The sequence below is a fragment of the Leeuwenhoekiella parthenopeia genome, from assembly GCF_020782115.1.
GTDB classification, from domain to species: Bacteria; Bacteroidota; Bacteroidia; order Flavobacteriales; family Flavobacteriaceae; genus Leeuwenhoekiella; species Leeuwenhoekiella parthenopeia.
This window is the reverse complement of the sequence record NZ_JAJGMW010000018.1, coordinates 48,558-67,453: the sequence shown is the minus strand read 5'-3', so window position 1 is coordinate 67,453 and position 18,896 is coordinate 48,558. Positions and strand designations below refer to the sequence as shown.

Here is an 18,896-nt window from a genome sequence, read left to right as displayed (position 1 = left end):
TGGTTTTTTTGATAGAGCGGGGATGCCTTAGATGGCTTCCTCGCTTTTTTATTTACGGCAAATCGCTTTTATTTTTAAAATAATTGACCAAAAGAGCTACCACATAACTATAACTCTGCATACCCCCGGGTTGGTTATTTGCTTTTAAATAACCTCCATAAAATTCGGCAAGAATAGGCTCTAACGGATTCTGATAGGCAAGCCAAAAATCATTGGATTGCCGGTAATTGGCGAGAATTCCAGGGCGTATTTGATTTTTAAGGAGTTCTCCTGCATCAGGATTACGCATATATACATCGCTTAAACAATAGCGCAGAGCGAAAATATAGCCGGAGTATTTAAAGTAGGGATCCGGATGGTTTGTTGTGGCCATAACAGCGATAAAATTGGCTTCGTTTTCTTTGGCAAAACCCAATTGATGTGCTTCTTCATGACAACTTACGAGGGGCCAGCGATGCGCCGGTTGCATACCATTTACCTGTGCCTCCTGAGTAATGGGGTTGAGATAACCACCAAATCCCATATAGGTAAGTGGAAGCCTGAAAAGCGAGTTTTTAACGCTGGTAGGATTGTAGTTCAGTTTTGGGAAGTTATCTTCCATACTCGCGTAACCTTCCGGCGACTTTTTAAAGATTTCGTGAAGTGAATACCTAAACTCCACCGGCAGGCTGTCTGTTTGCTGCAAATGAGCGTGAAGTATATTCGATTCTTTGATCAGTCGCTGGGTGAGACTGATGAGTTCCTCAGTTGTATACTCCTTATCAATCTCAAGTGCCTCGTGTAATGGCAACCGGTAATAATTCAACCCCCATAAAAGGTGAAAACTGAAATAAATCAGATTGGCGAAAAGCAGGGCTTTGGTAAAGAAATTCAAAAAGGTTCTAAATCGGTTTTTGATCAGCTTATAAACGGAAACAAAGGCGTAAACGATCACAATCGCATACATCACATCTCCAAAAGAAAAAGGAATCCAGCCTAAACTAAATCGGAAAAGCTTTGAGATGTACAGATAAATCCCGTTGCTGTACCAGTTTTCTACAACTTGTGGAAACCGGGCAATAACTCTTAAAACCAGTATCTGAAAAATGAGCAGAAAAACGTATAGTACCGGTTTTTTAAATTTCATAAACTAAACTTTAAAATACCTGAGATTCTGCCAGTACTTCTTCATTGGTTATCGCTAGATGCTGTGGCAGTTTGTTGTCTTTGGGCAAAACCGCCAGATACCGGTCGAAGTTTGAAGTGTACACCATCTTGTATTGGGGTTTAATATTCAGGTTGACTTTGCGCACAATCTCCTGAATAAATTCCTGATGGTGAATAAGGTCATTACTTCCCAGGTGAAAAATGCCGCTCAGCTTCCGGTTGATGATATAGTGTATCTGCTGCCCCAGCTTTTTGTCTGTTGTGGTGTTCATAATCAAGTGTGGAAACACCTCAATCTGCGCGTGCAACAACAGGGCATTTTTGATTTCGCGAACACGTGGCGAATTGGCTCCAAAAACCATGGGAAGCCTGATGATGGCGTATTGGGTTTCGGGCAAAAAGTTTAAAAAGTAATTCTCGCAGCGAATTTTAAGCTTTCCGTATTTACTGTCGGAAAGCGTTTTATCAAACTCATAGCTGGGATAATTAGTAAAGGCATCAAATACATTGGCTGAAGACAGGTAAATCACAAAAATCCCGGTACGTAAAGCAAAATCACACAAATCTTCGTGCGCTTCAACCTGACCTTCAAAATCGCCCCGCAAAGCGGAAATAACCAGCGTGGGACGTACCTGGTTCAGCACCTCGTAAATACTGTCCTGAGTTACATCAAAGTGTATAAAATGCTTGTTGTCTGAGTAGATCTTACCGGTATGATACGTGCCATAGGTGTCGTAGTACCGGTGTAATTCTTTATACAAGGTACCGCCCAGAAAGCCGCTGGCTCCCAGGATAAGGATTCTATGTGATTGCGCCTGTGCGATGTAGCTTTAAGATTATCCTTTATAAAAAGGAAGTTTAACCACTTTAGCCGGTATGTTTTTGTTGCGCACTTTTATAAAAATGTCGCTTTCCGGCTTACTGTATGCAGTTTTGACGTAACCCAAACCAATTCCTTTCGAAAGGGATGGTGACATCGTCCCTGAAGTTACAACACCTATGTTGTTCCCTTCTGCATCTACAATCTCATAATCGTGACGGGGGATACCACGTTCGATCAGTTCAAAACCTACCAGTTTACGCTCAGGTCCGTTTTCTTTTTCGGCTTTTAAAGCTTCAGAATTGACAAAATCCTTGGTGAATTTGGTAATCCAGCCCAGACCGGCTTCTATAGGTGAAGTGGTATCATTAATATCGTTTCCGTAGAGGCAATACCCCATTTCTAAACGTAAAGTATCACGTGCGGCAAGACCTATTGGTTTGATGCCGAAATCTTTCCCGGCTTCAAATACCTTGTTCCAAAGTTGCTCTGCATACTCGTTGTGGCAATAGATTTCAAAACCTCCGCTTCCCGTGTAACCGGTAGCGCTGATGATCACGTGATCGATGCCCGCAAACGGAGCTACTTCAAAATTGTAAAATTTAATGGCTGAAAGATCGGTGTCAGTAAGGGATTGCATCGCCTCAATGGCTTTTGGTCCCTGAATAGCCAAAAGTGAGAATTTGTCTGAAATATTCTTCAGTTCTACACCAAAGCTGTTGTGACTGCTGATCCAATCCCAGTCTTTTTCAATATTGGAAGCATTTACAACCAGCAAATATTCGTTTTCGCGAATGCGATATACGATTAAATCGTCAACAATACCACCTTCGGCGTTAGGCATACAGTTATACTGCGCACCACCCACCTGAATCTTAGAAATGTCGTTGCTGCATACTTTCTGAAGCAGATCGAGTGCCTTTTCGCCAATGGCTAAAAACTCACCCATATGCGACACGTCAAAAACCCCGACGCCTTTGCGTACGGTTTCGTGTTCGGCATTTACGCCTTCATAGGAAACCGGCATATTGTACCCGGCAAACGGAACCATCTTAGCCCCAAGGCTTTCGTGAATTTTAGTAAGTGCAGTTGTCTTCATCTCTGTTTTTTAGGAGCACAAATGTATCAAAACTGCACAGAAAACCGAGTATTCTAGCCTATTAAAAAGGCTTTAAATTCATCGTAGTTCTTAATCGCGATAGCCTGCTTTTCCTTGTGCATCACGGCTTCAATTTGCGGTGGAATGGCAATCTCCGCATCGATCACGGGGTTGACAACCGGTAGAAACTTAACCGGATGTGCGGTTTCTAAGAAGATTCCGTAAGCATCAGGATGGTCTTTCAGATAGTTTTTTAGTCCTAAATAACCCACCGCCCCGTGCGGATCTGCGATATAACCGGTCTCTTTGTAAATGCGCTGCATGGCCTCTTTAGTTTGTGCATCATCATAAGAAAATGAGGATAATTTTTGCGAAAGAGCTTCCAGATCGTTATTAAACAGTTTTTGAATACGGATAAAGTTGGAAGGATCACCCACATCCATCGCGTTGCTTATCGTTGCTACCGAAGGTTTTGGTTTGTATTCCCCGGTTTTGAGATATTCGGGCACGATGTCGTTGCGGTTTACCGAAGCCACAAAATGTTTTACCGGCATCCCCAGTCTATAGGCTACCATTCCCGCACAGATGTTTCCAAAATTCCCGCTGGGAACCGAGAATACGAGTTCTTTTCCTTTTGATTTCGCTTGTTTATACGCAAACAGGAAGTAAAATAATTGCGGTAACCAGCGTGCGATATTGATCGAGTTGGCTGAGGTAAGCTTACGCTTCGAAGTGATTTCTTCATCCAGAAAAGCAGTTTTTACCATGGCCTGGCAATCGTCAAAAACGCCGTCTACTTCCAAAGCGGTGATGTTTGCACCCAGCGTGGTCAATTGCTTTTCCTGGATGTCGCTCACTTTGCCGGTAGGGTAGAGGATCACTACATCTACACCTTCCACATTGAGAAATCCTCGGGCAACGGCGCCACCGGTGTCGCCACTGGTCGCTACCAAAACGGTAACCGGTTCCTGAGTTTCTTTTTGCGCTGAGAAATACCCCAGACAGCGCGCCATAAAACGAGCACCAACGTCTTTAAAAGCCATTGTCGGGCCATGAAACAACTCTAAAGTTGCTACATTTTCTTCCAGTTCTACAATCGGAAAGTCAAAAGACAACACATCGGCGATGATGTCTTTCAGGGCTTCGTCAGGAATCGCACCATCTACAAATTGTCTGATGGCTTCAAAGGCGATTTCGTTATTTGATAGCTGCTCGATGTTTTCAAAAAAGGATGCCGGCATGGGCGTAATTTCTTCCGGAAAGTACAATCCCTTATCAGGGGCGATACCGCGAACTACGGCTTCTTCTAATCCTACATTTGGGGCTTTTCCGTTTAAACTGTAATAGTTCATGATGCTGTATTATTCAGGTTGTTTGGTTGTTTATCGGTTTTCCTACAACTAGGAATTTTTCCGAATCAACAAAATAATGCGATTAGTTTTGTTTTAAAATTTGGTTTCCGTGTTTAGAAACCGGAGAAACATAACTGTCGCTTTTCATATTTTTAATTTTTAAAGATTCTTTAAGTGCAAGTTCAACATTACCAGCGTTTTCCTTTCCTTTGCTTAAGGTAAACATTGAAGGTCCTGAGCCGCTTATTCCAAAAGCTAAACCACCATTTTTTAGGGCAGTTTCCTTATAAAAATCAAAATCTGGAATCAGATTTTTGCGGTAGGGTTCTACCAGAAAATCCTGCGTACTGCTCCCGATCAATTCGTAATCGGCTTCGTAAAGTCCGGCGATTAATCCGGCCAGATTTCCGGTTTGTTTGATCGCATTTTGAAGCGAAACTTCTTTAGGTAAAATTGCCCTGGCTTCTTTGGTCTTGATCGTAATATGCGGGTGAATGATTGTTACATACAATTCTTCGGGCACCGGAAGCGAAACAATTTTTAGCGGTTCATAACCGGTTATCAAGGTAAAGCCACCATAGATACACGGAGCCACATTGTCTGCGTGCTCGTTACCACTGGCAACCGCTTCGCCTTTCATCCCAAAAGCAGTCAGTTCAAGATTGGTGAGTGGTCGTTCTAAAAATTGATTGATCCCAAAAACGATTCCGGCGGCACTTGCGGCACTGCTGCCCACACCGCTTCCCAATCTGATGTTTTTGTAAATTTCGATTTCAAAACCAAAATCCAGATCTAAAGCTTCGATCATTGCAAGACCGGCGACACCCACCACATTTTCTTTAGCTTCGTAAGGCAAGTCTGCGCCTTCAATCCTGGTGATGGTGATTCCTTTTTGCGGAACCTTTCTTAAAACCATCTCGTCGCCCAGACCGTCCAGCGCAAAACCCAAAACATCAAAACCACAGTTTACATTGGCTACCGTTGCCGGTGAAAAAACACGTATTTCGTTCATTGTTAATTCAAGATTGAAAAATCAAAATTTAAAGTCCGTAGCAATGATTAAGTACTACTACCAGAACTTCGTATTTTCTGATTTTGTTTTTTCCGATTTTAATAAGTAGCTGTTCTGATGATGTCTGCAAACAATCCGGATGCGGTAACGTCGCCACCGGCGCCTGCACCTTTAATCTGCATAGGCTGCTCGGGATATCGGTCTGTAAAGAACAACACGATGTTGTCTGATCCTTTCAGATCGTAAAACGGATGACCTTCCGGTACACTTTGTAATCCTACGCTGGCTTTGCCATTATCAAGTTGTGCCACATATTTCAGGCGGTGGTTCTTAGCCTCGGCATCGGCAACCAGTTTTTCAAAATGCGCGGCATCTTCCTTAAGCGTTTCAAAGAAATGCGGAACATCAGTACTGTTCAGGTTTTTTTCGGTTAGGAAAGGCTCGTTGGCAATATCTTCCAGATTTATTTTGAGTCCGCTCTCGCGTGCTAAAATCAAAATCTTTCGGGCAACGTCTACACCACTGAGGTCGATACGCGGATCGGGTTCGGTATATCCTTCGGCTTTTGCAGCCTGCACCACATCGTGAAAGCTTTCGCCCGACTTAAAGTTGTTGAATACGAAATTCAAACTACCGGACAACACAGCCTGAATGCGATTGACGCGGTCACCCGAAGCGATCAGGTTATTTAGCGTGTCAATAATGGGCAAACCGGCACCCACGTTGGTTTCAAACAGCAGCGGAGCGTTATAAGCCTTGCTCAGGCGCTTGAGTTCACTGTATTTGCTGAATTCAGATGAGGCAGCGATCTTGTTGCAGGCCACCACAGCCACACTTTGTTTCAGGTATTTGCCGTACATATCGGCCACATCTGCATTTGCGGTAATGTCCACAAAAATACTGTTGCGCTGATTCTGGTTAACCACGGCCTCGTGAAAACCATCTAGAGTAGCAGGTTCTCCTGCTTCCAGTAGGGCTTTCCAGTTGTCCAGGTCGATTCCGTTTTCATCAATAAGCATTTTTCGGGAGTTGCTAAGCCCCAGCACGCGCAGGTTGATGTTGAGGTGTTTCTTTAAATACTCCTGTTGCTGGTTGATCTGGTTGAGCAATTTTTCGCCCACATTACCCACACCGGTGATAAACAGGTTAAGCTGCTTGCGCTGCGCCTCAAAGAAACGCTCGTGAAGGCTGTTTAGAGCCTTTTTAACGTCTTTTTGCGCGATAACCGCAGAGATGTTCTTTTCACTTGCTCCCTGTGCAATAGCGCGTATGTTTACGTTGTTTTTGCCTAGTGTGCTAAACATCTTCCCGCTGATTCCCTGATGACTCTTCATCTGGTCACCAACCAATGCGATGATGCTCAAACCAATTTCCAGACTTAAGGGGTCAATTTTATTGAGTGAAATCTCATACTGAAACTCCTCGTCAATTGCGTTTTTGGCTTTCCCGGCGTCTTCTTCCATCACGCCCAGGCAAATGCTGTGCTCGCTTGAGGCCTGCGTGATCAGGATGATGTTGATGCCCTGATTGCTCAAAGTTTCAAACAGACGCTTGCTGATTCCGGGTATGCCTACCATTCCGCCGCCTTCAAGCGTGAGCAAAGCGATGTTGTTGATATTGCTGAGTCCTTTTATCGGGTTGTCGCTGATGCCTTCCTTGTTGTGGATTAAAGTTCCGGCATCTTCAGGAGCCATCGTGTTTTTAATGCGAATGGGGATGTTTTTGCTCATTACCGGCACAATAGTGGGCGGGTAGAGGACTTTAGCCCCAAAATGAGACAATTCCATCGCCTCGTGATACGAAATGCTTTCGATGGGTTTAGCCTGTTTTACGAGTTTTGGGTTTGCGGTGTACATGCCGCTTACGTCTGTATAAATCTCAACCTGATCTACGTCGAGAGCTGCAGCAACAATGGCTGCCGTAAAGTCAGAACCTCCGCGTCCTAAGGTAGTGGTCTCACCGGTGGCCGAACTTGCAATAAACCCGGGTAATACGGTGATTTGCTGTTTCGCTTTTGCGAAATAATAGTCCAGCTGACTGTTGGTTACTTTATAGTTAACTCCGGCCTTGGTGTGCTTGTCGTTTGTGGTGATCAAATCGCGGCTGTCTTTACGGGCAGCATCCAGACCTTGCGCATACATGGCGCGGGCAATGATCGATGACGAAAGGATTTCGCCGTAGGCTAAAAGTTTATCTACCGTTTTTGGAGATAATTCGTTTATCAGGTAAATCCCGTTCAGTAGCGAGTTGAGGTCGTTGAGAAGTCCCTGTGTTTCTTCAACAGCTTCCGAGTCGTTGGGAACGAGTTCGCTCACAAACTGAAGATGTTTGGTTTCAAGTTCTTTAAAAACCGGATTATAATCTTCTTTTTTAGCTGCCTGCAGGCCGCATTGCATAAGCATATCGGTTACGCCGCCTACTGCAGACACAACCACACAGATGCGGTCGTTTTTAGCTTCCTGTGAAACGATTTTTATGACTTGATTGATGTTTGCGACGCTTCCTACAGAAGTGCCGCCAAATTTTAAAACACGCATGGCTTTTGTGTTTGAAAGGTTTTAAAAATGAGTTTTTTTCGTGTAAACACGAGCAGTTGAGAAGGTTATATGTTATTACGATACCCCAAAGGGGTAATAATAATGAAAGCAATCGCAAGACCGGTGGCCGCGATGGTAGAAGTAAACGTTGTGTTAATTGCTTTCATAAGTGCTTAACTGTTGGTTTCAAAAGTATTATTTTTACGGGTAAGCACAAGCTTAAACTGTCATTTTTAGGGATTTTACAAGGATATCCATTTAAACCGAATAATCCGTAATTAAATGCAGACTTGCCGCTTATCCTTACGAAATTTTTAATCCGTCACACTTTTCTAGGAAAGCCCGAAGCAGGCAGTTAATAGATTAGCTGTTCATACTAAAATCTTATAAATGAAAATACTGAGTAAAGATCAGGTTTATGAAGCCGATAAAGCAACTATAGAAGCCGAAGCAATCCCGTCAATTAACCTGATGGAACGCGCGGGAGGCTATGCTTTCGAATATTTGCACCAGCGTTTGCAGGGCCAACGGGTTAATATCAAGATCTTTTGCGGAATAGGAAATAACGGGGGAGACGGTCTCGTCATTGCCCGTAACCTCATTGAACACAACTACAGCGTTACGACTTACGTGGTCAATTATAGCGACAAGCGTAGCAAAGATTTTTTGCAGGCTCTGGAAGCTTTAAAAGGAAAGACCAAAAACTGGCCGCAGGTCCTCAAATCTGCCGATGATTTCCCGGAAATAGCCCGTGAAGATCTGGTTGTGGATTGCATTTTCGGGATTGGTCTAAACCGTCCCGCAGACGGCTGGGTGCAGGAGTTGTTTCAGAAAATAAATAGCAGCGGCGCTTATGTGTTGTCTATTGACGTGCCTTCCGGGATGGCGGTAGACCGGCAGTTTCCCGGTGATACAATGGTACATCCCACCGTGGTGCTCAGCTTTCAGACGCCGAAGCTTGCGTTTTTTCTTCCGCAAAGCGGAAAATACATCAACAACTGGGATGTGCTCGATATTGGTTTAGACCGAAATTATCTCAATTCGGTAAAGACCAAAGCCCAATTGATCGATAAAACCGAAGCCCGCCAAATGTACCGACCGCGGCAGAAATTCAGTCATAAGGGAACTTACGGTCACGCACTCATCGTCGCCGGAAGCTATGGCAAAATGGGAGCAGCTGTCCTGAGCAGTAAAGCCTGCCTGCACGCCGGTGCCGGCCTCACCACGGCTTATACCACGCGACAGGGCTTACCCATTTTACAAACTGCCCTGCCTGAAGTGATGGTGGTTACCGATCGTCACGACGGTACTTATTTAGAAGAACTGAAGTTCGATCTGGAACCTGATGTGATTGGGATTGGTCCCGGTTTGGGAACCGAAAAAGCCACGCAAGAGGCGTTCAAAGCCTTTTTAAAGTCGAATAAAACACCCCTCGTTGTTGATGCAGATGCGCTGAATATGCTGGCAAAAGACCGTGATTTGCTGAAATTACTGCCAAAATATTCCGTTTTGACTCCGCATCCTAAAGAATTGGAGCGCCTGATCGGGGAGTGGGATGATGATTTTGAAAAACTGGAGAAGGCCGAAGCTTTTTCTGCGGAATACAATTGTGTTTTGGTGTGTAAAGACGCACATACCATCGTGGTTTTTGAAGGTAACTATTACGTGAACAACACCGGCAATCCCGGAATGGCCACAGGAGGCAGCGGCGACGTACTTACCGGAGTAATTACGGGACTCATCGCTCAGGGATACGATCCGCTTACCGCGGCTATTTTTGGCACCTATTTACACGGAAAAGCAGGAGACCTTGCTGTAAATCATACTGCCTACGAAGCGCTAACCGCCGGGACAATTATTGAATTCCTTGGAGCGGCAGTGCTTGATTTGTTTGAACAACCCGGGAAGGAAAATGGTAAAGGTTAATGGTAATTTGAATTACAGTGGAGAGGTTTGAATGTGAAGTAAGTTGTGAGAGGTGAGAAGTAAAAGGTTAAAAGTTAATGGTGGAATACAGTTGGCAGTAGCAGTGGGCAGGTTTTCAGGGGCTTATTTTTGAAGTAATAAAGCTTAAAATACTTTCTAAAAAACGTTTTTAACATGACAAAGGCTCTTATTTTAATATTCCTGGTATTGCTGATAGGTTGTGATCATAGGTTGAATTCAACTTCTATCGAAGAAGCCGCAATATTTGAGTCCAATGCTATAGTAGGTATAGAGACTCTAGGAAGGCCTGAAATAATTGGAATTTGGTATTCTTCTTTCTTAAACTTAAATGAAAGCCTTACTCTACTTGAAGACTCAGAGTCCATTGAGGGATCGATTTTGTACGAATTTCAATTTAAAGAAAACGGAAATTTAATATTTACGGACCTTACGGAAAGCTACGTTTGTGGACTTGGAATTTTAGAAATAAATAAAGGAACCTGGAAAATGCACCACGATAATTTCCTTACGGTCTTTATTGAAGGCGAGATAACTGGAGAATGTAGTTTTGAAAAGGAGTTACAGTACGAAATAATCCCCTCGAAAAAAGGAGTTCTACACTTGCGTCTTGATAATGTGAATAGAAATTGTGAAATAGGTTATGGAGGAACTGCTTTCGTTGACTAACACCAATGATTAATAAATAATAGAATTTATAAGACTCTCAAAATCGCATTCTCTTAAGTTGAATTAAGAATTCTCCCATTATTAGGTTTGTAGTTTTTTAAATAAGAAGCATAAAATTTGAAGCTCAAAGCAAACTGAAGCTAAGAGCTATAAACTGAAAACCCCAAACGGCAAACAGAAAACAGTAAAACAAATAAGGAATCACAAATCACTTAAAAAGGAACCCAAGCCCCATACGGCTGAGCATTTTCTTTTCAAACTGGTAGAAGAATTTATATTGGCCAAAAATCCAGGCTACGATGAGCAGGAGTATTTGATAGAGGGGGAAAATCAACAAAATGCGCAGAGGCCAGTAGAGCCAACCTGAAATAGCATCTCTGCCCAATCCCAGAAATTGCATCACGGGACTTGAAATGCGGCCTGCAGTGCTTCCGGTTATTGCAAATACCATAAAAACCGCAATAAACTGCCAGCGGTATTCTAAAATCCAGCGGTTTTTTAGTTTTCTAAAACAAAAAAGACTGATTACAATAAATATGTAGGTCAGGACCAACGTAACAACGGCCAGAAAAATGCCTTGCTGAACAGGTTTGCCAACCAAAAAGCCGTCAAAACGAGTGGCGATAAGTAAACCAAACCCCAAAGCGAGCAAGATGCCCAATACAGGATATATAAGTTGCCAGTTTTGGGTAATCTCCCAGTTTTCTTTGAATTTTTTCACGCGGCAAATATACTATTCTGTCTTCGAATAGCCTTGCCTAAATGCGTGTGGGAACTCCAAACCGCTGATTGTACTGCCGGCTGAAATACACAAAGTAATTGTAGAGTTTGTAATTCACTTCATACCCATAGTCAATCTGGCTGTTGTAATCAATTTGCTGCGGATAGAGATTGGGGTCAAAGCGGAAGGGCTGCTGTACCCGTTGGTTGTATTCTATAACGAGGAACTGGTTTTTGTTCTCCAGATAAGATTGCGAATAATAACCTTCCGGCCGAGCGATAGAATTGAGGAAGGTGTTAAAACCGGGTTCTATGATTATGATTTCATACTCCAGACTGTCGTTTGCGATACGTACTGTGTCATTAGCTGTTGCCGCAGGGTCTGAAGAGCCCATTTGTTTATCATTTTGGGTGCTGGCACAGCCGTACACAAATGCTGCTGTTATAAGGAAGTATATAAACGTTCTCATCTCTTTTTCTTTTAAATGTACAAAAATTGGATCTAAAGTCCGGGTATAAAAAAAGCCGCTACTGGAGCGGCTTCTAATAATTCAGATTTTTTATTTACCGAAAAGTCCGCCCAGCATACCGCCCAGGCCGCCTTTCTTTTTGTTAGATCCCAGAACCATATCGGCTACATCATCCAGTACACTGCCATCGCCATCAGCATCGATGAGTTTTTCAATAAGGCTTTGATTTTCGCGGGGCTGACCACCCAGCATACTGCCCAGAATCCCGGTAAGACCGTCTGAGTCGTTTACATTGTTCTGTTTGGTCTGTTTACCGATTATACCCAGAAGTACCGGGGCTGCAATCTTTAAAATTTGTGCCACTGTGCCGGCGTCCAATCCGGTTTTTTGGCTAAGGGTATTTTCTACAACGGGTTGCTTTCCGCCCAAAACGTGACCTAAAATCCCGGCTCCGTCCTGCATCACCTCCTGGTCTACGCTACCACAGCCTAAAATACTTCCCAGATTGTCGAGAATGCTGCCGTCGTGTTTTTTACTGAGCGCACCCATAAGTCCGGAAGCACCCTCCTGAGTAGAGGCATTTTTTTTCATGGCACCCAGTAATACGGGTAAGGCCATGCTGAGTACGTCTGCTGTTTTACTTTCGGAAGCGCCGGTTTCTGCGCTGGCTCCACTGATGAGCTTTTTACCCAGATCGCTATTTAATAAATCTAATAATCCTGACATGTTTTCGATTGGTTTTAGTTACTCTTTTAAAGATACTTATAATCGTTAAAAAATTAACAGAGGCGCATAAAAAAAGCCGAATAAAACTATTCGGCTTTTTGCTTTTATACGTTGTGAACTAGTCTTTTAAGATCGAAGCGATCTGTTCAGCAAGTTCGGTACCAATACGATCCTGAGCTTCGTTTGTCGCGGCACCAATGTGCGGAGATAACGAAATTTTAGGATGCATCAGAATTCTAATTTCAGGTTTGGGTTCGCTTTCAAATACATCTAAAGCAGCAAAGGCCAGTTTACCGCTGTCTAATGCATCGATAAGTGCGATCTCATCAACCACACCGCCGCGGGCAGCGTTTACCAGAGCGGCACCGTCTTTCATCAGTTCCAATTCGGCTTTGCCAATTACATATTCTTTTTGTGCAGGAACGTGTAGGGTAATAAAGTCGGCTTCCTTAAGTACGTCTTCTTTCGATTTGCTCTCAAATTTAAAAGTCACTTCCTGGCCGTCGAAGAAATCGAGTTTTACTTCGGCTTTTTCCATATACGGATCAGAGTAGATCACCTTCATTCCGGCACCTAAAGCTACTTTAGCAGTCGCCTGACCAATTCGGCCAAAACCAATAACACCTAAAGTCTTTCCGCGAAGCTCAACACCGTCAGCATAGGCTTTTTTAAGGTCACCAAACTTAGACTCGCCCTCCAAAGGCATATTGCGATTCGAATCGTATAGGAAACGCACCCCACCATATAAGTGTGCAAAAACAAGTTCGGCTACAGAAGCTGAAGAAGAAGCAGGCGTATTGATCACGCTTAGACCTTTGTCTTTAGCGTACTGTACGTCAATATTATCCATACCAACACCACCACGACCTATTAACTTAAGGTCCGGGCACGCGTCGATAAGATCTTTGCGCACTTTAGTAGCACTGCGCACTAACAGCGCGTCTACCTTATGCTCATTGATATAATTTACCAGCTGCTCCTGTGCAACTTTAGTGGTGATTACTTCAAAACCGGCTGCTTCAAGAGCATCTACGCCAGATTGAGAAATCCCATCATTTGCTAAAACTTTCATGTTTTTATTTTGAAATTAATAGTTGGTTTTTAGGCTTTGCGCTCTAATTCGCTCATCACGTCTACCAGTACACCTACACTCTTAAGCGGTAGTGCGTTGTACATAGAAGCACGATAACCGCCTACGCTACGGTGACCGTTAACACCACTGATGCCGGCTTCTTTTACCATTGCGTCGAAGGTTTCCTTCAGATTGTCTTCGGTAAGATTAAAGGTCGCGTTCATAAAAGAACGGTCTTCTTTAGCTGCAAAACCGGTAAATAGTGGGTTCAGGTCAATTTCGGAATAGATAAGCGTGGCTTTTTTCTCGTTTTCTTCTTCAATCGCGCTGATACCGCCTTTGCTTTTTAACCAACGCATGGTTAATAAGGAAACGTAAACGGCAAAAACAGGAGGTGTGTTGTACATACTTCCTTTAGAAACGTGCTGCGCATAATCGAGCATATTGGGGATCTGGCGGGTTACTTTACCCAAAAGATCTTCCTTGATCACCACAAGAGTAGTCCCTGCAGGTCCCATATTTTTCTGAGCTCCTGCGTAAATGATTCCGAATTTTGAAAAGTCGATGTTACGTGAGAAAATATCACTACTCATATCGGCTATAAGAGGTACATCGGTTTGTGGAATTTCTTTCAGCTGGGTACCAAAAATAGTGTTGTTAGTCGTTACGTGCAGATAATCTAAATCTGAAGGAACGCTGTAGTTTTTAGGAATGTAGTTGAAGTTCTTGTCTTTTGAACTCGCCACTTCTACCACTTCGCCAAAAAGCTTGGCTTCTTTGATGGCTTTATCACTCCAGGTACCAGTGTTTAGGTAACCGGCTTTATTTTCTAGAAGATTGTAGGCAGTCATAACAAACTGCATACTCGCACCTCCCTGTAAGAAAAGGGCTTTATAGCCTTTGCCTTCAAGACCCATAAGCTCAAGAGCGAGTTCGCGGGCTTCTTCCATCACATCCACAAAATCCTTGCTGCGGTGTGAAATTTCCAAAAGGGAAAGATTAAGATTGTTAAAATTTAATACGGCGTCAGAGGCCTGCTTCAGAACTTCCTGTGGAAGTATACTTGGGCCGGCACTGAAATTATGTTTTTTCATGGGTTGAATATTTGGTCTGATCCAATTAGTTTTCAGGTCGAAAAATTACTGCTTTTTGCACACAATGCGTGAGAATTTAAAGGGAATCTCTGCAAACGCAACTGCGTTTTAAAAAGCCATGCAAAGATGTGGAAAAGCTTGTCAAAACAGCTTAAGAAATCAATAAATTATGTAGGCAATTCAATTATATTTTTAATAAAAATGCAACGGTATCCACACCGTCTGCATAATCGTGAAGTTTGGGTTTTTGAGCCTGCCCAAAAGCGATTTCACCGGTGTCAAAACCCGATGCCACAACGCACTGTATTTCTTCGGTTTTAGCTTTTAAATAGGCTTTTAGGCTATCCTGGGATTCGTAGTATTCGTAAAAGACTACCGAGATGGGTGAGGAGAAGTTTTCGTCCTCTTTCAAAACCATAAACTCATTGTCCAGGATAGGGAAGAGGCTCATTAAATACACCGCCTTATTGTAATCGTAATTGTTGGCATATTTGTGATGGTGTATCACCTCTTTATGCTCGTACATCGCTTTAAAGAAGGCATCGAAGTTATACGCTTTTGGCACAAAAAGTTTGGAAACACTGCGGCAACCCATTCCAAAATAGCTGAAAATATCGTTGCCCAGCGCTACGAGTTGCTTGTGAGTCTCATTACCGGTAAGCACGGCTAAGGCGTTTCGGTTTTTGCGGATGATGTGGGGCTTGTCTTTAAAGTAGTACTCAAAATAGCGTGCAGAATTGTTGCTTCCGGTGGCGATCACCGCATCGTGATGGGTGAGCTTTTTGTCGGTAAAGCTTATGGCTTCCGCAAAGGCCGGTTCAAGCTGAATTAAGACTTTCGCCAGAAATGGCATCAGTAGCTTATCGTCGCTTGAAAGTTTGGCTAAAAGATGATGCCCGCTCAGCAAGACGCTTACAAAATCATGAAAACCCACCAGTGGCAGGTTGCCGGCCATAATTACGGCAACGGTTTTGGGATTTTGAGTATTTATAGCATAGGGCTCGAGCCAGTTCTTCAGGTTTTCCTGCTTTAATATATCGGCCCAGGAACTTAAGGCGAGGCTTATATGCTCTGGCGTAAACCAGGAATTGGCGCGGTAAGCCGCATCAATTACCGCCTCAAATTCTTCGGTCAACAGATTGTAATCTGCTAAGTTGAGCTCTGTTTTTTTGTCCTTTGACAGAAAATCGGTTAAAAATTGTCCGAGGTTTGCGAATGCGGTAATTCTTTGTTTTAAATCCATAAATGGTTTGGTAGAGTTCTACTCAGGTCTTAATTTTACACACCTGAAAAAGCTAAAGTCTATTTAATTAGTAGGATTTTAGGTTTACAGGTTTTTAATGCGTCTTGAGACGCCAAAATTACACATTAGAAAACGATTATACTATGGCAATTATAATAACAGACGAATGCATCAACTGCGGAGCTTGTGAGCCGGAATGCCCAAACACCGCTATTTATGAAGGAGCAGATGACTGGCGTTATGCAGACGGGACTGATTTGAAAGGCAAAGTTGTATTGCCTAACGGAAAGGAAGTCGATGCAGACGAGGCTCAGGAGCCTATAAGCGATGAGGTCTACTACATCGCACCAGATAAGTGTACCGAATGCATGGGCTTCCACGAAGAGCCTCAGTGTGCCGCGGTTTGCCCGGTAGATTGCTGTGTGCCCGATGAAGATCATGTGGAGACCGAAGAAGAGTTGCTTGGGAAACAAGCCTTTATGCACCACAACTAGAATTTATTTGAAATTTATATCGAAAGCCCGGTTTTACCGGGCTTTTTTATGCCTGGAGGCATAGCAAAAACCAAAGGATTAAGCAGAGTTCGTATATGTAACACCGGGTATAGTCTCCTCTGACTGAAAGGAAAGATTTGAGAGCGATTTATATGGATATTTTGTACAATGATGTGAAGTACCGAAACCTTTGAAAAGCTTGCTCAAAATCCAACTTCAAACCTCTTAAAACACTTATTAAATTAATAGGGCTGAGTTTTAACGAAGCTTCCTATATTTGCGCCTCAAAAATCGAGCGACATGAAAGCAGGTATCGTAGGATTGCCTAACGTAGGTAAATCAACACTTTTTAATTGTTTGTCTAATGCCAAAGCGCAGAGTGCAAACTTTCCGTTTTGTACCATTGAGCCTAACGTAGGGGTGGTAAATGTGCCTGATCCGCGTTTGTCTAAGCTTGAAGAGCTGGTTAAACCCGAGCGTGTGGTTCCGGCTACGGTAGATATTGTAGATATTGCCGGTCTGGTAAAAGGAGCGAGCAAGGGAGAAGGTCTGGGAAACCAGTTTTTGGCTAACATCCGGGAGACCGATGCCATCCTGCACGTATTGCGTTGTTTTGATAACGATAATATTGTTCACGTAGACGGAAAGGTAAATCCAATCCGCGATAAAGAAACTATTGATATCGAGCTGCAGCTTAAAGATCTTGAAACCGTAGAGAAAAAGCTGGAAAAAGTTAAGAAAGCTTCGCGAACCGGAAACAAAGATGCCCAGAAAGAAGAAGCCGTACTTACCCGGATCAAGCAGGGTCTGGAGCAGGGTAAATCGATTCGTGCGCTGGAGTTTTCAGATGATGATTATGCCGACTTTGTAAAGCCCTTGCAGTTTATCACAGATAAGCCGGTAATGTACGTGTGTAATGTAGATGAAGGTTCTGCCGTAAGCGGAAACGCCTATGTAGAGCAGGTACGCGAAGCGGTTAAGGATGAAAATGCTGAAGTTTTGGTGCTTGCGGTAGGTACCGAAGCAGACATAAACGAACTCGACGATTACGAGGAACGCCAAATGTTCTTACAGGACATCGGTCTTGAGGAACCAGGTTCGGCAAAGCTCATTCGTGCTGCTTATAAATTACTAAAGCAACAAACCTATTTCACCGCAGGTGTCAAAGAAGTGCGTGCCTGGACCATCAACATCGGTTCTACCGCGCCACAGGCTGCCGGAGTGATTCATACCGATTTTGAAAAGGGATTCATTCGTGCCGAAGTAATTGGCTATGAAGATTACGTAAAATACGGGAGCGAAGCCAAAGTAAAAGAAGCCGGTAAAATGGGCGTTGAAGGAAAGAATTACATTGTAAAGGACGGCGATATCATGCACTTCCTGTTTAATGTATAATTCAGTTTGCAGGCTGAAGTCGCAGTTGGCAGTATACTGAAATTGATAAAAATTGAAGAATCCCTTTGGTAGCAATGCCGGAGGGATTTTTTTATGTTTAACCGTTTAAAGGTTGAATCGTGGAATCGTGGAATTGTTTTTTTTCTTCTATTTCCTGATTGTCGATTCCTGTTTCGAGTGATAATTATAGAGGGAAAATAAAAATTATTTGAGATTACTTCATCATCGAGAGTAATGTTTTCCGGAAAAGTCCTAGATTATGACTAATTGAAAAATTAAACAGCTCGATATGGAACCAAAGCAAAAATGGTATAACCGATATATTGTAGGATACTTATTAATATTGGTACCTCCACTTGGGCTATACGGGGTCTATAAAAGTGAAACGATTCCGGTTAAATGGAAAAAAGTCACCTTTGGAGCTTTTGCACTAGCATTGTTTGGGGGTGTTTTAATTCATTCGTTATAACTATTTAGTGATTCAGTTTTTTTGTAATTATGGATAACGCCCAACTTATCAAACTTTTTGATTCTGGTGAGAATCTCAAGTTTCTCTTTTTCTGGGGACATCAGAAATCCGATTCGGTCACCAAGTCTTGTTTTAGTCAGTGGTATGAAATTTCATTCGAGATCGAGGGTGTAACCTATCATAATGCAGAGCAGTTTATGATGGCGCAGAAGGCGTTATTGTTTAAGGACCACGACATCTATAACCAAATTATTTCCAGTACTAAACCGGGTAAAGTAAAAGAATTAGGCAGACAGGTGCGTAATTTTGACCAGCAGGTATGGGAAGACAGGCGCTATGATATTGTGGTACGGGGTAATTACCATAAGTTTTCTCAAAATAAAGAGCTCTCAACTTTTTTGATAAATACGAACGACCGCATTTTAATAGAAGCCAGTCCGGTTGATACCATTTGGGGTATTGGTTTAGCTCAAGATGATGAGCGGGTTTTGAATCCAAATCTTTGGAAAGGTCAAAATTTATTGGGTTATGCTTTGATGGAGGTACGGGATCAGCTTAAAGGATAAATCCTTAATTGAGCTTTTGTTTTTAACTTAGGAGCTAATTGTTAAAATAGATTATACTTTAATCTGTT

The 18,896-nt window shown here is 43.0% G+C and carries 17 protein-coding genes; 5 read left to right on the top strand and 12 right to left on the bottom strand.

Annotated features, from left to right (window positions below):
- Window positions 1-52 precede the first annotated feature (52 nt).
- The 6 genes from LLW17_RS13460 to thrA form a co-directional block, all read right to left on the bottom strand.
- Window positions 53-1,126, bottom strand: a complete 1,074-nt coding sequence (locus tag LLW17_RS13460; RefSeq protein WP_228230810.1) for a DUF3810 domain-containing protein — start codon at window positions 1,124-1,126, stop codon at window positions 53-55.
- A 10-nt stretch (window positions 1,127-1,136) separates the two neighbouring features.
- Window positions 1,137-1,946 carry a sugar nucleotide-binding protein gene (locus tag LLW17_RS13455; RefSeq protein ID WP_228230836.1) on the bottom strand — a complete coding sequence of 270 codons (810 nt, stop codon included), beginning with the start codon at window positions 1,944-1,946 and terminating at the stop codon, window positions 1,137-1,139.
- Between the two features lie 36 nt (window positions 1,947-1,982).
- Window positions 1,983-3,065 carry a glycine cleavage system aminomethyltransferase GcvT gene (gene gcvT / locus LLW17_RS13450; RefSeq protein WP_228230809.1) on the bottom strand — a complete coding sequence of 361 codons (1,083 nt, stop codon included), beginning with the start codon at window positions 3,063-3,065 and terminating at the stop codon, window positions 1,983-1,985.
- A 53-nt stretch (window positions 3,066-3,118) separates the two neighbouring features.
- The gene (thrC, locus tag LLW17_RS13445; protein ID WP_228230808.1) at window positions 3,119-4,417 is read right to left on the bottom strand and encodes a threonine synthase; all 1,299 of its coding nucleotides are present in this window, start codon (window positions 4,415-4,417) and stop codon (window positions 3,119-3,121) included.
- A gap of 82 nt (window positions 4,418-4,499) precedes the next feature.
- Window positions 4,500-5,429, bottom strand: coding sequence for a homoserine kinase (locus LLW17_RS13440; protein WP_228230807.1), 930 nt, complete (start codon window positions 5,427-5,429; stop codon window positions 4,500-4,502).
- 98 nt (window positions 5,430-5,527) lie between these two features.
- Complete coding sequence (gene thrA / locus LLW17_RS13435; protein ID WP_228230806.1) at window positions 5,528-7,966, bottom strand: bifunctional aspartate kinase/homoserine dehydrogenase I; 2,439 nt, start codon at window positions 7,964-7,966, stop codon at window positions 5,528-5,530.
- Between the two features lie 390 nt (window positions 7,967-8,356).
- Between thrA and LLW17_RS13430 the strand changes: the two genes are divergently transcribed.
- Both LLW17_RS13430 and LLW17_RS13425 read left to right on the top strand, forming a co-directional pair.
- Window positions 8,357-9,892: an NAD(P)H-hydrate dehydratase gene (locus LLW17_RS13430; protein ID WP_228230805.1), complete on the top strand. Its 1,536-nt coding sequence runs from the start codon at window positions 8,357-8,359 to the stop codon at window positions 9,890-9,892.
- 174 nt (window positions 9,893-10,066) lie between these two features.
- A complete protein-coding gene (locus tag LLW17_RS13425; protein WP_228230804.1) occupies window positions 10,067-10,579 on the top strand; it encodes a hypothetical protein in 513 nt (170 codons plus the stop codon).
- 208 nt (window positions 10,580-10,787) lie between these two features.
- On the opposite strand, the gene LLW17_RS13420 is transcribed toward LLW17_RS13425, so the two are convergent.
- The 6 genes from LLW17_RS13420 to LLW17_RS13395 all read right to left on the bottom strand — a co-directional run bounded on the left by LLW17_RS13420 (window position 10,788) and on the right by LLW17_RS13395 (window position 15,904).
- Window positions 10,788-11,300, bottom strand: coding sequence for a DUF6787 family protein (locus LLW17_RS13420; RefSeq protein WP_228230803.1), 513 nt, complete (start codon window positions 11,298-11,300; stop codon window positions 10,788-10,790).
- Window positions 11,301-11,337: 37 nt separating this feature from the next.
- Window positions 11,338-11,769 (bottom strand): DUF6146 family protein, encoded by a 432-nt coding sequence (locus LLW17_RS13415; RefSeq protein WP_228230802.1) that lies wholly within the window; start codon window positions 11,767-11,769, stop codon window positions 11,338-11,340.
- Between the two features lie 90 nt (window positions 11,770-11,859).
- Window positions 11,860-12,495, bottom strand: coding sequence for a DUF937 domain-containing protein (locus LLW17_RS13410; RefSeq protein WP_228230801.1), 636 nt, complete (start codon window positions 12,493-12,495; stop codon window positions 11,860-11,862).
- Between the two features lie 118 nt (window positions 12,496-12,613).
- Entirely contained in the window at window positions 12,614-13,567 is a 954-nt protein-coding gene (locus LLW17_RS13405; protein WP_228230800.1) for a D-2-hydroxyacid dehydrogenase, read from the bottom strand.
- A gap of 29 nt (window positions 13,568-13,596) precedes the next feature.
- Window positions 13,597-14,661 carry a 3-phosphoserine/phosphohydroxythreonine transaminase gene (serC, locus tag LLW17_RS13400; RefSeq protein WP_228230799.1) on the bottom strand — a complete coding sequence of 355 codons (1,065 nt, stop codon included), beginning with the start codon at window positions 14,659-14,661 and terminating at the stop codon, window positions 13,597-13,599.
- Between the two features lie 184 nt (window positions 14,662-14,845).
- The gene (locus LLW17_RS13395; protein ID WP_228230798.1) at window positions 14,846-15,904 is read right to left on the bottom strand and encodes an acyl-CoA reductase; all 1,059 of its coding nucleotides are present in this window, start codon (window positions 15,902-15,904) and stop codon (window positions 14,846-14,848) included.
- 143 nt (window positions 15,905-16,047) lie between these two features.
- On the opposite strand from LLW17_RS13395, the gene LLW17_RS13390 reads away from it, so the two are divergent.
- The 3 genes from LLW17_RS13390 (at window position 16,048) to ybiA (ending at window position 18,828) form a co-directional block, all read left to right on the top strand.
- Window positions 16,048-16,398, top strand: a complete 351-nt coding sequence (locus LLW17_RS13390) for a 4Fe-4S dicluster domain-containing protein (RefSeq protein ID WP_228230797.1) — start codon at window positions 16,048-16,050, stop codon at window positions 16,396-16,398.
- A 300-nt stretch (window positions 16,399-16,698) separates the two neighbouring features.
- Window positions 16,699-17,793, top strand: coding sequence for a redox-regulated ATPase YchF (gene ychF / locus LLW17_RS13385; RefSeq protein WP_228230796.1), 1,095 nt, complete (start codon window positions 16,699-16,701; stop codon window positions 17,791-17,793).
- A gap of 498 nt (window positions 17,794-18,291) precedes the next feature.
- Entirely contained in the window at window positions 18,292-18,828 is a 537-nt protein-coding gene (gene ybiA, locus LLW17_RS13380; protein ID WP_228230795.1) for a riboflavin biosynthesis intermediates N-glycosidase, read from the top strand.
- The last annotated feature ends 68 nt before the right edge of the window (window positions 18,829-18,896 follow it).

What these genes read in the sequence shown, in the direction of transcription:
- LLW17_RS13405 (WP_228230800.1), bottom strand. Translation starts at nt 13,567, where the DNA reads ATGAAAGTTTTAGCAAATGATGGGATTTCTCAATCTGGCGTAGATGCT.
- LLW17_RS13410 (WP_228230801.1), bottom strand. Translation starts at nt 12,495, where the DNA reads ATGTCAGGATTATTAGATTTATTAAATAGCGATCTGGGTAAAAAGCTC.
- LLW17_RS13390 (WP_228230797.1), top strand. Translation starts at nt 16,048, where the DNA reads ATGGCAATTATAATAACAGACGAATGCATCAACTGCGGAGCTTGTGAG.
- LLW17_RS13460 (WP_228230810.1), bottom strand. Translation starts at nt 1,126, where the DNA reads ATGAAATTTAAAAAACCGGTACTATACGTTTTTCTGCTCATTTTTCAG.
- serC (WP_228230799.1), bottom strand. Translation starts at nt 14,661, where the DNA reads ATGAAAAAACATAATTTCAGTGCCGGCCCAAGTATACTTCCACAGGAA.
- LLW17_RS13440 (WP_228230807.1), bottom strand. Translation starts at nt 5,429, where the DNA reads ATGAACGAAATACGTGTTTTTTCACCGGCAACGGTAGCCAATGTAAAC.
- LLW17_RS13430 (WP_228230805.1), top strand. Translation starts at nt 8,357, where the DNA reads ATGAAAATACTGAGTAAAGATCAGGTTTATGAAGCCGATAAAGCAACT.
- thrC (WP_228230808.1), bottom strand. Translation starts at nt 4,417, where the DNA reads ATGAACTATTACAGTTTAAACGGAAAAGCCCCAAATGTAGGATTAGAA.
- LLW17_RS13425 (WP_228230804.1), top strand. Translation starts at nt 10,067, where the DNA reads ATGACAAAGGCTCTTATTTTAATATTCCTGGTATTGCTGATAGGTTGT.
- gcvT (WP_228230809.1), bottom strand. Translation starts at nt 3,065, where the DNA reads ATGAAGACAACTGCACTTACTAAAATTCACGAAAGCCTTGGGGCTAAG.
- LLW17_RS13415 (WP_228230802.1), bottom strand. Translation starts at nt 11,769, where the DNA reads ATGAGAACGTTTATATACTTCCTTATAACAGCAGCATTTGTGTACGGC.
- thrA (WP_228230806.1), bottom strand. Translation starts at nt 7,966, where the DNA reads ATGCGTGTTTTAAAATTTGGCGGCACTTCTGTAGGAAGCGTCGCAAAC.
- LLW17_RS13395 (WP_228230798.1), bottom strand. Translation starts at nt 15,904, where the DNA reads ATGGATTTAAAACAAAGAATTACCGCATTCGCAAACCTCGGACAATTT.
- ychF (WP_228230796.1), top strand. Translation starts at nt 16,699, where the DNA reads ATGAAAGCAGGTATCGTAGGATTGCCTAACGTAGGTAAATCAACACTT.
- ybiA (WP_228230795.1), top strand. Translation starts at nt 18,292, where the DNA reads ATGGATAACGCCCAACTTATCAAACTTTTTGATTCTGGTGAGAATCTC.